The 12,450-nt window shown below is 35.0% G+C and carries 11 protein-coding genes; 7 read left to right on the top strand and 4 right to left on the bottom strand.

Annotated elements, in window-relative coordinates; all coding sequences use genetic code 11:
* Positions 1-13 precede the first annotated feature (13 nt).
* The 4 genes from ABWU65_RS03200 to ABWU65_RS03185 all read left to right on the top strand — a co-directional run bounded on the left by ABWU65_RS03200 (position 14) and on the right by ABWU65_RS03185 (position 4,768).
* Positions 14-3,268 (top strand): type IV secretion system protein, encoded by a 3,255-nt coding sequence (locus ABWU65_RS03200; protein WP_214303239.1) that lies wholly within the window; start codon positions 14-16, stop codon positions 3,266-3,268.
* The gene (locus tag ABWU65_RS03195) at positions 3,252-3,881 is read left to right on the top strand and encodes a hypothetical protein (protein WP_064085846.1); all 630 of its coding nucleotides are present in this window, start codon (positions 3,252-3,254) and stop codon (positions 3,879-3,881) included. The genes ABWU65_RS03200 and ABWU65_RS03195 overlap by 17 nt, the downstream gene beginning before the upstream one ends.
* A 104-nt stretch (positions 3,882-3,985) precedes the next feature.
* A complete protein-coding gene (gene rsmD, locus ABWU65_RS03190; protein WP_019236665.1) occupies positions 3,986-4,534 on the top strand; it encodes a 16S rRNA (guanine(966)-N(2))-methyltransferase RsmD in 549 nt (182 codons plus the stop codon).
* Positions 4,535-4,621: 87 nt separating this feature from the next.
* On the top strand, positions 4,622-4,768 hold the full coding sequence (locus tag ABWU65_RS03185; protein WP_164819305.1) for a hypothetical protein: 147 nt from the start codon (positions 4,622-4,624) through the stop codon (positions 4,766-4,768).
* A 484-nt stretch (positions 4,769-5,252) separates the two neighbouring features.
* Here ABWU65_RS03185 and ABWU65_RS03180 read toward each other — a convergent pair whose 3' ends face one another.
* The gene (locus ABWU65_RS03180) at positions 5,253-5,783 is read right to left on the bottom strand and encodes a hypothetical protein (protein ID WP_214303240.1); all 531 of its coding nucleotides are present in this window, start codon (positions 5,781-5,783) and stop codon (positions 5,253-5,255) included.
* A gap of 134 nt (positions 5,784-5,917) precedes the next feature.
* Here ABWU65_RS03180 and ABWU65_RS03175 point away from each other — a divergent pair, with 134 nt between their 5' ends.
* Complete coding sequence (locus ABWU65_RS03175) at positions 5,918-6,526, top strand: superoxide dismutase (RefSeq protein WP_007302021.1); 609 nt, start codon at positions 5,918-5,920, stop codon at positions 6,524-6,526.
* Between the two features lies 1 nt (position 6,527).
* Positions 6,528-7,802, top strand: coding sequence for a M16 family metallopeptidase (locus ABWU65_RS03170; RefSeq protein ID WP_064085407.1), 1,275 nt, complete (start codon positions 6,528-6,530; stop codon positions 7,800-7,802).
* Here ABWU65_RS03170 and ABWU65_RS03165 read toward each other — a convergent pair.
* The 3 genes from ABWU65_RS03165 to nuoE all read right to left on the bottom strand — a co-directional run bounded on the left by ABWU65_RS03165 (position 7,799) and on the right by nuoE (position 9,933).
* Positions 7,799-8,116 (bottom strand): hypothetical protein, encoded by a 318-nt coding sequence (locus ABWU65_RS03165; protein WP_010402415.1) that lies wholly within the window; start codon positions 8,114-8,116, stop codon positions 7,799-7,801. The two genes, ABWU65_RS03170 and ABWU65_RS03165, sit on opposite strands and share 4 nt — an antisense overlap.
* Positions 8,117-8,220: 104 nt before the next feature.
* Positions 8,221-9,432 (bottom strand): tRNA guanosine(34) transglycosylase Tgt, encoded by a 1,212-nt coding sequence (gene tgt / locus ABWU65_RS03160; RefSeq protein ID WP_353280294.1) that lies wholly within the window; start codon positions 9,430-9,432, stop codon positions 8,221-8,223.
* Positions 9,433-9,933, bottom strand: coding sequence for an NADH-quinone oxidoreductase subunit NuoE (gene nuoE / locus ABWU65_RS03155; protein WP_007302017.1), 501 nt, complete (start codon positions 9,931-9,933; stop codon positions 9,433-9,435).
* A gap of 255 nt (positions 9,934-10,188) precedes the next feature.
* Here nuoE and ABWU65_RS03150 point away from each other — a divergent pair, with 255 nt between their 5' ends.
* Positions 10,189-12,426 carry a hypothetical protein gene (locus tag ABWU65_RS03150; RefSeq protein WP_353280293.1) on the top strand — a complete coding sequence of 746 codons (2,238 nt, stop codon included), beginning with the start codon at positions 10,189-10,191 and terminating at the stop codon, positions 12,424-12,426.
* Positions 12,427-12,450: the final 24 nt, after the last annotated feature.

The raw sequence follows: 12,450 nt of genomic DNA, 5'->3' as shown, positions 1-12,450 counted from the left end.
AAAAAGTTTAGGTATGCAATCACGCTTAGGCAAATGTTGGTTTAGGTTATTAATTTTGGTAATCTGTGTTCTGGTTACAGGTTGTAGTAAGAATGATATGCCTTTTCCAAGATGTATATCTGCTGATTATTTTGGTCCTGAACCCATTGCAATTGGTGCTCATTTTCCAATCGGTCATGATGCGTTTTTTCCAGAAGGTGAAAGTGGAGAACCTATTGATCCTGAAACCGGAGAAATCAATTATGGTTTTCACCCTAATCAAGTAGTGAAGTGGAAGGATACCGGCCTTGAAACCAATGGAGATAGTTTAGTAGTACGAGTAAATGGTGCATGGACATCTTGGAGCAATAGTAATAAGAAGAAATCTCAAAGTAGTTATAGTTTGGAAAGTTTGGAGCAGTTAAAATATGCAACCAAATTTGAAAGAGGGAAAGGTGACAACAGTCTGCCTGACTTTCACTTAGTTTGTAATGATTATAAACCTAGCATACAAAAATTTTCAAGTAAGCCTAAAGAAAGTTGCACTGTAAAGTGCAAGTGCATTAATGAAGATGATAGCGCAAATACAGTATCACGTGGTGCTCCATGTTGGTTTACTAACGGCCATGGTGCTTATCTTTTATTTAAAAGGCCTAGCGATTCTAGTCCTAACGAAAATTTAAAATCCATGCGTAACCCTGAGTCTCCTACTGTACATCTAGGTTACAATTCCGTAGCGGAAGATGGAAGTGGGCTTTTTACTTTAGACAGAGATAACACCACATTACAGGACAGGAGTTGTAATACGGTGAGGTTAGAAAAAGGATGGAAAATATATGTAAAGATATTAGATAGATATTATCTAGATAATGCAGGTGGCTACTCTTTTGAATTTTTGAGCGGAGTGCAGAAACCAAGTAACTTTGGATTTTTTGATTACATTTATAACTATCTAAAATGTGTATTATTGATTAACGAAAATTGTAAAAAGCATTTTGATAGCAATGATCCTGCAGCTGCACAGGCGATGTTCGAAAATATAGCTGAAAAAAGTACGAGCTTTCACAATTTTGTTCTTTCCTTGCTTGTTCTATTTATAGTGATTTCATCGCTTCTTTATCTTTTTGGAATGATAAGAGAAACTAAGCATGATATGCTCATCAGAATGATGAAAATCACTCTAGTAATAGTGCTTATATCTCCTGGAAGTTTTAGATTTTTCTATGATCATTTTCTTGTTTTATTTGTTAAAGGTCTTGAACAATTGATAAGCATAATTACTAATTTTGCTCCCAACATGAACACCGGAGGTAATTCAAACGTTGCTCAAGGAAATGAAGCTAAATTGTTTAGCTTCATGGAGGATATGTTTAATAAGTTTTTTGCTTACTCTGTTTGGAAAAAGTTTGCAGCATTTTTACATTATCAAATGTGGGCAAGTCTCCTTATGATACCGGCAATTTTTATAGGGATTGTCTTATATTTCCTGCTGTGTATGTATGCTTACATAATATTCCTTTCTGGTTTTATGGGTATAGCTTTTCTTGTAGCTATAATGCCGCTATTCCTAATCTCTATTTTATTTTCACCACTGAAAAGTCTATTTGAGGGTTGGATAAAATTCTGTATTAGTTTCTGTTTGCAATCAATTATGATATTTACCCTGCTGTCATTACTTGCTGCGATGATAATGAATACCTTTTATAAACAGTTAGGCTTTACTGTGTGCTATAATAAATGGCTTGAAATAAAGTTATGTGCTCCAAAATGGGTATTTGGTGGTTTTTGTATAATTGATAAAGAATACTTTAGCTGGACTCCAGGGCAAATTTTTGTACCTTATGCTATTGGAGAGGCTTCTACATTGAACGTAGATAAGAATATAGAAGGTATAGAAAAACTAAGCAGAATAGGTGGTACAGTAAAGTTTACTGGTGGCGCTGGATATATCCCTCTTCCACCAGATTACATTAATAAAGGTTTTCGTTATATAGATTATCCTTTCTTTAATCCAATTCCTGGAACTAAAGATAATCCAGCAGACCACTATATTGCGGAAAGTGATATGATAGTTAGTAATGGCTGTAGTGCAAAAGATCTAGTACGCTTAACAAATAGTTTATCTCATGCATCAGAGAGGGCTGACATTATATTACTGATCAACAATATAGAGAAAAGGATAGGTGATGTTAGTGAAATAATAAAACGCTACTGTCAAGATATAAATAAATGCAATAGTTATAGGGAAATAATTAATGAAATAAGATCTTTAGTGCGGAGTGCGATAAAAAAACAAGGTTGTAGAATACTGAAACTTCATGATTTATATAAGGATCCCAACAGTGAATACTGTCAGAAATGTAAAGATTGTGAGGATTGCAAAAATTATAAAGAAAATAGTGATTACCAAAGGGTGCAAGACATACAGAGAGGTTATTTAATCAACGCAGGAGAGATCTTTGTATTGTTCTTGCTTTCGTTTTTGATGTTTTCTTTGAAGGAGTTTGTACAACAGATGGGCTCAAGCATTGCCGGTGGTGGGTTTGGTGTTTACAATATATCTAGTATGTATCAAGCATCACCTGTGACTGGTTTAATGCAGGGATTAAAACAACAGATGCAAGATAAAATTGGTGGAGGGCTAGAGTCTTTAGGTAATTGGGCTACTCATGTACCGGACAGATTAGCTGGAGGTACAGCTAATTTGCTAGGTAGAATACCAGGAGTTGGGGGTGTGCTGAAATATGCTATTAATGTGCCACGTAAGCTTGTAGGTGCTACTATTGAAGCAACAAAATTTGCAACATCACCTAAAAATGATGTTGATAAGCTTGAGGAAAAAATCTACAGGGCGTTTGGAATTGATAAAGAAGATATTGCACATAGAAGAATTGATAAATATTTAGAATATTATAAAGGATATGTAGGATCACATTTGGGCTATACAATAGAAGATGCTATGAAGTTTACTTGGGAACATGGTCTCGACTCTATAGGAATTAACCCTGCTACAGGAGAAAAGGATGGTTACCAGCATAATCTACTCTATAGAGCAAAAACATATAGACGGGAATTTCTTGAGAAGCTTCATGACTACACTATTGGCCGCAAGAGAGAACCAGAAGAAGATGAATCATCAAAAGAAAATAAGCCTAATCAATCAAATCGAAAATTAGGTACGGAACCAGAAACCCTAAAAAACACTACAGAAGCTATACGTGCCGGAGAAGATAGAGAGCGTCAAGATAATGAAAGGAATGAGAACATAGAGAATGATGAAGAATCGTAATTTCAAAGGGCTAAGTTATTATGGTCTTCAGCAAGACGAAGATGGTAATATCAAGTTAAACGATTACAATGATGTTTTAAATGCGCGCAGAGCGAGGGTAGATTTGTTACTAGATAGCACTAAGCAAGGTGATGTTAGTCTTTCAAAGCTAAATAAAGCTCTGAATGAGAGACTTATAGATGATAAAGGGCTATCGTCAGAATTTGACAAAGAAGACAAAGAAATTGCACAGAAGGAGCTTAAGATGTTCTCTATTTTAGACGATCTTGATAATCTTGCAAACATTGAAAGTGAAGATCTATTAGAGGTTAGTTTGTTACTATCAGATCTTAGTTTTATAGAGAGAAATATTGTGTTGAATGCCGATCAGAGTTCTGATCTAATAGGGTTCAAAAGTCTATTTATAGAAAAAAAAGCATCTGGTGAGGAATATAGTGATGAAGAGTGTCACAATTTCCTCGATAGTATAGAGAAAATCAATACTTTAATTAAGTTAGAGTTAGAAAGTAGAATTGAAGGGATGGGTCATGATGAAAAAAACAACCATGATGATTTACAAGACGAGATTGGTCGTGCAATCAGTATAGAAAATAAATCAAAGAAAAGCGATTGATCTTGCGTTCCTCCACAAGCAACCTTCTTTCTATTAGACTGCTGAAGCTATGTTGACATTAAATGTGTATTATAAATAATTAGTTAACTTCGAACTTGTTTTATATGTTACGTGTTATTGCGGGTAAATATCGTGGAAGAAAAATAACTACAGGCAAGAATTTAGCTGCACGGCCCACTATGAGTAGTGTCCGAGAAGCAATATTTAGTATACTTTCTTCAAGAAAACCTATTTATAACCTAAATGTACTTGATTTATTCTGCGGAAGTGGCTCTTTTTCATTTGAAGCACTTTCTCGAGGTGCTAAACATGCATTCATGGTAGATTCAGATTATTACAATTTGCAACTGCCTAAAAAAACAGCAGAAGATTTTGGAATTACGAACGATATCACGTTAATTTGTTGCAATGCTAACGGATTACCAAGACCTATTTCAAAGTGCGATATAGTTTTTATGGACCCACCTTATAATATCAATCTGGTTAACTCAACTTTAGACGAGTTAGCTCACTCAGGCTGGTTAAATGATGATGCGTTAATAATTCTAGAAATGAGGAAAAATGAAGGTTTTGAGTGCAATAAAAACTTCAATATAATTGTGGAGCGTACCTACGGTATTGCAAAAATAATTTTTCTTTCTTCACTCACTTGAATTTCTTTTGTAAACATCTATAGCTAAGCTAAGTAAGATTTTTCCGAGGACTGAAAGAAAAAATCAATTCGTTTTGGTGGGAATACGGTGTGTAACAGCAAATCAATACGAGTTGATATACTAGAAGAAGCAGTATGGAAAGAAATGAAGATGGTACTCAAAGAACCAGAGGCAATGACTAAGGAATATCAGCTCAGACTCGTAAAACATGAAAGTACGCAAGCAAAGGATTAACTTGAAAAGCGTGCAAGTAAAATAGAACAAGGTATAGAAAAATTAGCTTATGTATATGCAAGGGGTCATATAACGAAGGAAAAGTATGACTTAGAAGTTGAGAGCATGGAAAAGGAGTTAAAGGAATCAGAGATCAAAGGGAAGAAGCTATCGATGAAAAGAGTCTACAGAGAGAATTAGATTTTATCACAAACAGTGTAGAAAGTTTTTCCTCTGAGAGAGCTTAATCAAGCAGACTATGAAACTAAACTTGATATAATAAGAAAGTTAGTTCAACGCATTGAAATTGACGATGATAACGTACATATAGTGTTTCGATTGAAAGAACTTACTCTCGAAAGGCAAAAAAAAGTGTTCAACATTGTATCGGGATGCCAGTGTCAGCTACTTGCATGACATCCTCTTGCTTCTATAGGTGTCTTTATCTCGTCTACTTTATTTTGCCACACAGATACAATGGTTTCACATGCACTTGGTAGGCTATCTATTTTGACAAAGAAGGACTACCAACACCTTCAGCGTTTGCATCACTAAACTTACTTGCTACTTTATCAATAGTCCAAACGAGTGGCGTAACAACGAGCGCAGCAGCCCAAATAACAGCACTAACAACATAACTCAAAACTGTGTTAACAAACTGAGCTAATGCACTACTATGGACACGTGCCTTACCTGACAACATGGATGAATAATCTATCAACGATTTTGTACTGTACTTAAGATCACAACCATCTGTTACTTTCGCTAACCCTTTTGCCGGCCAATATGATAGATACGCCAATGCTAGATATAAAGGTTGTAGGGCTATATTAGCTAATGTATAAGTAGTAAGATAAGTCAGAGAATGACACCTCAAACTACCAAAAGCTACATTTTTCACTGGCTCAATAACACTATTAATATAATAAACGGACTTATAGAAACTATTTTGTGGAACTTCGTTACCTTCAACGCTTTTTCTAGGAATATCTCCGAACTTAGCATATCTACTAAAATTCTTGAATAAACTTGACATATTACCCCTCTAAAAATAAAAAATAATTACCTTGTCAGTATAGTTCATTTTAGAATAACTGCAATAAACATCTTACAAATTATGTGTTGCGCAAAAGCACATATTAACATACCATCGAAAATAAAGAGGTCAGCATGAGTTTTACTTTACCTGAGTTGCCATATGATAAAGCAGCTTTAGAACCTTACATATCTGCAAATACATTGAATTTTCATTATGATAAGCACCATAAGGGATATTTAAATAAACTCAACGAACTGGTTGAAAACACAGATTATCAACATATGGAAATTGAGGAATTAGTAACGAAAGTTCATGGAAATAATAATACAGTTCCTATTTTTAACAATGTAGCACAAGTTTGGAATCACACTTTTTATTGGAATTCAATGAAAAAAAATGGTGGTGGTAAACCTAAAGATGATGGTCTTCTAGCAAAAAAAATTCAAGATGATATTGGTGGCTTTGACAAATTTTGTGAAGAATTTTCAAATTATGGAGTAAGCCAATTTGGTAGTGGATGGGTGTGGTTAGTGCTTGAAAAAGGAAAACTCAAAATCACTAAAACTCCAAATGCGGATCTACCGCTAATTTATGGCCAGGTGCCACTACTTACTATGGATGTATGGGAGCATGCATACTATTTGGATTGCCAAAATCGCAGAATTGACTACATAAAAGTTTTTCTTGATCATTTGATCAATTGGGATTTTGTAGAAGAGAATTTAAAGAAGAATATATAAGATGAATATACCACAAGTAACAAAACTAGATAATGGTCTGCGCATAATAACTGAGAGAGTGCATGAAGTTGATTCCGTAGCTTTAAATATACGAGTTGGTGTTGGCAGTAGAGCTGAAAGTGCAAGTCAAAATGGAATATCTCATTTCCTAGAGCACATGGCTTTCAAAGGAACAAAGACAAGAACTGCTTTTGAAATTGCAAAAGCTTTTGACGATATAGGTGGAGCCTTCAATGCCTGCACCGGTAGAGAAAGCACCAGTTATTATGCAAAGGTTCTTAAAAAAGATATAAAAACTGGCATTGATATATTAATAGATATATTAATGAATTCTACATTTCCAGAGGATGAATTGGAACGCGAAAAGGGTGTTGTAATACAAGAGATTTTTCAAACTAATGATTCACCGAGCGATATCATTTTTGATAAGTATTTTGAAGCAGCTTATAAAGATCAACCATTTGGTAGGTCAATCTTGGGTACGCAAGATACTGTTAAATCTTTTACTCGAGCTAATCTAGATAACTATATAAATGAGCATTACTTTGGCGAGAACATTATATTTGCTGTTGCAGGAAATGTTGAACATGAGGAGGTTGTTCAATTAATCAAAGACTTTCTCTCAAAGATTCATTCAAAAGAGCTAAAAAAAAGCGAGAATGCAAGTTATACCGGTGGTGAGTATTTAGAACATCGTAAATTAGATCAAGTACATTTATTAATTGGTCTACCTAGTGTTTCTCGTGATGATAATAGATATCACACATTCAAAGTTCTTGATGCCATACTGGGAAGCGGAATGTCATCACGCCTATTCCAGGAAGTAAGAGAAAAGCAGGGGCTTGCTTATTCCATTTACTCATTTAACTCTAGTTATGCTGATACAGGAATGCTTTCGATTTTTGCTGGTACAGATAGCAGTAATCTAGATAAGCTTTTGAAAGCCATAACGACAGAGTTGAAGAAATTGTCCACAGACGATCTGAAGGAAGAAGAAGTAAATAGAGTAAAAGAGCGAGTAAAATCCCAAATTTTAATGTCACGCGAAAGTGTTAGCTCGCGTGCTGAAACGTTAGGACACTACTACGGTAACTATAATAAATACATCAGTAAAAACGAATTAATAGAAAAAATTAGTGCTGTTACTATTTACGATATAAAAAAAGCAGCAGAAGAATTGCTATCTCAGCATGAAAGAATTACTTTAGCTGCGATTGGAGAAATTAATTCATTGCCAAGTTACGATAAAGTGGTTTCTATGCTTAGTGTACTTTAATTATGTTGCTTATGCTCACTAAAAAGTTCAATGAATGGTTGCAAAATCCTTTCTATAAAAAGTTTGCTTTCTGGTTCATCGCATATACCACTAATCATTTTATTGAAAGTTTTTTCGCTGTTTTGTAAAAATAAATAGCTTTCTACTGATTGCACAATAGACAAGGCAGTTAAAATTCCTCCTATCACTAAACAAGAAGCTATAGCAGGTACGGTACCCACTGCAATTCCAGTTGCGATTAATGATAAACCAGCTAAGAGTGTAAAGGCTGAAACGCAAAACGCTATTTGATGTTTTTCTTTATTTTTAACCATAAATGCCTCACAAAAATTATATTTCTAGTATATCCGTATATATAATGTACTGTCAAGTTTTTAAAGAAGATTAAAAAATGCAACGCACATGTGCAAAATATGAACTAGGTATATAATTCACAATGCAGCGGTATTTCACTAATCCAATTATTTTTTTCCTGATCTAGCCTATCATTCAATATTGCTTGTCTTATTGATTCCATCAACTTATTCATGAAGAAAACATTGTGAATGGTAACGAGTGTATAAGCCAGCAACTCTTTAGCTTTCAGTAGATGGTGTATATAAGCTCTTGAATGTTTTCTGCAGGTAAAGCACAAACAATCACTCTCAATTGGGTTATCATCTAGTTCGAATCGTTGATTTCGCAAATTAATATGCTCTTTGCACTTTGAAGAAATAGAATCTCTATTTTTTACTTTAACAAGCGCGCCACCATGTCTTGCGAGGCGAGTTGGATGCACGCAATCAAATGTATCAACTCCAAGCTCTACTCCACGAAAAATGTCTACAATTCCACCAATACCAAGCAAATGAGTAGGCCTATCTTTTTTTAAATGTTCCATAGTAAAGGAAACTACATCATACATCTGCTCTTTACTTTGACCAAGTGATCCACCTATTGCTTGACCAAAAAATGGCAAATCGTTGATAAAATCACAACTTTCTCTACGCAAATCTTGATACACTCCGCCTTGACTAATTCCATAAAGCACCTGTTTGCCATTATTATTTTTTTCAAATTCATTTAAAGAACGTTCAGCCCATCTATGGCTCATGAGCATCGATTTCCTTGTGTACTCCTTGCTGACGTGAAATGGAGTACATTCATCTAAAACTAAGATTAAATCTGCACCTAATTTTTGTTGAATTTGTATCGACTTTTCAGGAGTTAGACAATAAGTTTTACCATTTATGTAAGAACGAAAAATTGCCCCATCCTCGTTAATTTTGATCAGAGTTTTTTGTTTCTGTCTTACTCCCTTTATCTCTTCTGAAACTGATCCGTGTCCTAAACTAAATATCTGGTATCCACCAGAATCAGTGACCATTGGCCCACTCCATCCCATCATCTTGTGCAAGCCACCAAGCTTTGCCACAGTATCCTCTCCCGGTTGGAGCATTAGGTGATAGGTGTTGGAAAGTATTATCTGAGTACCTGCTTCTCTGATTCTCTCGATATCTGCAGCTTTAATAGCAGCTTTGGTTGCACAAAATATAAATGCTGGTGTTTCTATACTTCCATTTGGAGTTTTGATCGTTCCAACTCTTGCAGAACCTGATTGCTTAGTTATCCTAAACGAGAACTTTTCCATCTATTTACTTGAAAGTTCTGCTATGATATTTTCCACTTTTTCAGGAGTGAGGTTTTCATAAAAGTCATTATTGATCTGCACCACAGGGGCATTAACGCATGCACCAAGACATTCAACTTCCTTTAAAGTAAATAGATTATCTTTAGTAGTTTCACCGATATTGATTCCTAGTTTCTTTTTAAAGGTATTTAACACTTCTTCGCTATTGCACAACCAGCAAGGAGTTGTTCTACAAATTTGTATGAGATATTTACCTACTGGTTTTAAATTATACATGGTATAAAAATTTGCCACTTCATACACGCGAATATGTGGAATATGAAGCATGTCAGCAACGTAGCGCATGGCAGATTCAGGAACCCATCCGCATTGTTCTTGAACCAGGTATAGTAAAGGCATGACGGCACTACCTTCTCTACCTTTAGGATACATCTCTATAGACTTTTTCGCTTTTCTGAGGTTGTCTGATGTAAAACTAAACTGCTCTTCTTTCTCTTTCATCTAATAAAGTTCGTGTAAATCTCAACAAATTATACTTGAAGAGTTAACAATTGCAATTGTTGGTTTTTTGAGCTCTACAATATTATATCTGTAGAGTGGGTGCATTCAATTTGTGAATTCTTTACTGCTACTCATTTTCCATATTTCGCTTTGCAGATTATAAAGGTATTAATTTCTTAATTTTAGTTAAAATTTTATTGACGTTACATATAGAAATAATCATAATAGCGTTTTATTAAAATTTTAAATATAATTATGTCTATATTAAGTAGATTATTTAGAGTTAATACAACTACACTGAAAGTTAAAGAAGCGATAGGTTTTAACCCAGTAAACGTAGGGTTGATTGAAGGAAATGGAGTTACTTATGGACTCAGCTATCAAGATAACGGCAATGGAAGCAGTAGAGTAAAGTTACTTATTAGTCCATTATATCAATCGAAAACATACGAGTGTGATACATGTGTCAACGTAGCAAATGAATTCAAGGGCCAATTATCTCCCACACTAATAGAAAATTCAGCTGAAGTAGATAAAGTTGGAGTTATTTTTCCTACAGAAGAAACTAACAAAGAAAGAAAGTGCATCAAAGGCTTAACATTCAACACTTACGAAATCAAGCATTCAACTAATGCTCCCTTAGTTGAATACGTAGGAAAAGTAAAATTATACAAGAACATTGATATAAATAATCTTGCAAATGAAGACAATAGTTACTTTCAACCAAAAGCAGTAAAAGTTGATCATGGTAATATTGTTGTAATTGCTCATAACTTAAAGGATCAAGCTTTAGTTTCTTGGTATTTACAATCAGACACGAATGGAAAATTTAAGATTCTGCGTGAAAAAAACGGTCTTACAGAAAGAAAATTATTCAAATTTGATAATCCAGGGCAATTAGTACTAGATGAAAATACGATGCTTTATGCACAGATGAGCAAAGAGATTATTGGGAAGCCAGAAGTAAGAACAAATATCTTTAAATTCGACTTGATTGACGTGGCTCAGAAGCTGAAAGATAGAAAAGAAGATGAATGTTTGCTTAAGAAAAATTGTCAAATAGATAAAGCATCATTTATTATCTCTAATCCAGGTGAAATAAATTTTCTACAGTACGTAAAACGAACTGAAGGCGATGATCAGGTTGCTTTTCTTGCGAAAAAACAATCTTCTAATACGCAAGAATTGCATTTAGCAAGGCTTGCTAAGAAAGGACCAAAATCAAATTTTACTGTTTGTGAATGTGAAGATCCTATAGAACAATTGTATGTTAAAGACAATGGCCAAGGAGGTTTTATCGTCACTGCGGTAAGTGGAGAGAGTATTATAACTTTTAATAGAGAGAGCTCTGGAAAATCTTCTGAAGCAACGATAATACCGACAAGCAGTATCAAAGCTCTCAGTGATTTTGTTAATATCATTAACGGCCAATTGATGCCTAGTATTATTTCCAGCAGTACTGTGGCTCCTATAACTGTTACAGAGACGGTTGTGACTTCTAAGAAAACGACGACTGCTGCAATTACTAGCACAACAGAAACCGACACTGTAAAGACTACCAAATTAACAACAGAAGCATCAACTATCATTGTACCAACTTCCACAATGAGTAAATCTTCAACAGAGTCAACAACTCAGGCAAGTACAGTAACAGTGGAATCAACAACAGTAGCATCAACTACCAATGCACCTACTTCTACAACGAGTAGGCCTTCAACAGAGTCAACAACTCAGGCAAGTACAGTAACAGTGGAGTCAACAACAGTAGCAAAAATAACTACTGCTCCACAAACAACCACGGTTGCTACAACGTCAACTAGTGCACCGATAGTAACTTCAGAAACTGAGACAAGTACTGTAAAATCTACAGCAGCGACTGTTGAGTCAACTTTTACAGCAAGCAGTACTACGATGAGTAAGCCTTTAACAGAATTAACAACTAAGATGAGTACGTCATCAGAACCAACAACAGTAGCTGAAACTATTGCGACCTCACAAGCGACTATGATTACTACAATGCCAACTAATGTGACAACAACAAACTCAGAGGCAACTATACAAACAGTATCCACTATATCAAATACTGGAACAAAGGTAACAACTCCTCTGTTCACTACAACTTTACTTCCTCAAACTACTCCTTCACCACAGCCCGCTCAGCTTGCTATAGAGTCTAATAGGGCAGGAATGATAGGTGGGTCTTTGGTTGGAGCGATAATAAGTATTGCTGGAATTATAGGATTCATAACATACAAATATGTTAAGGGTCGTAATTCTGCCCCTGTGTTAGAACTAACTAATTTCAATGATAGAAGGCGATCATCTTCAAGTGGCAATAGCGATGAAGAAATTTTTATCGCTAATAACAGAATGAGACATATATCTATGCGAACTATGGATCAATCTGAAACAGTGCTAAACAGTATATCGGTGGAGAGTAGTAGTCGGTCAAGAAGTAGCTCATCGTCTTCAAGCGGTGGACCAGGATCTTGACTGACTGAGCTAGAGTCTAAAAGT

This window comes from Wolbachia endosymbiont (group B) of Silvanus unidentatus, from assembly GCF_964028615.1.
Classification (GTDB): domain Bacteria; phylum Pseudomonadota; class Alphaproteobacteria; order Rickettsiales; family Anaplasmataceae; genus Wolbachia.
This window is presented reverse-complemented; position numbering and strand designations above follow the sequence as displayed.